Source organism: Anaerococcus lactolyticus ATCC 51172 (genome assembly GCF_000156575.1).
Classification (GTDB): Bacteria; Bacillota; Clostridia; order Tissierellales; family Peptoniphilaceae; genus Anaerococcus; species Anaerococcus lactolyticus.
Genome location: NZ_GG666138.1, coordinates 1 through 241 on the forward strand (window position 1 = coordinate 1; position 241 = coordinate 241).

A 241-nucleotide genomic window follows, 5' to 3' on the forward strand; every position below is an offset into this window, starting at 1 on the left:
CTGTCGGCCGACGATTCGTCATCGAACGTGAACGCTCCGAAGGCGACGAGCCCGGTACCGGGAAGCCCCAGCGGGTCGGAGACCTCGGCGCGCGCGGCCATGGCCCGCCACTCGGTCGCGAGCGTCGCGAGGCGCGAGGTCCCGGTGTGTGCGGGAGGACGGATCTCGGCGAGCGTCGCGCCGACGGCGACGATCCCGTCTCCGCGCCGCAGCCAGGCGAGCGGATGCCCGGGGTCGGCAT

The 241-nt window shown here is 74.3% G+C and carries 1 protein-coding gene; it reads right to left on the reverse strand.

Features of this window, described 5'->3' with window-relative positions:
* Positions 1-241 (reverse strand): hypothetical protein (locus tag HMPREF0072_RS12215; RefSeq protein ID WP_211204241.1); only part of this gene is annotated, 241 nt, incomplete at both ends.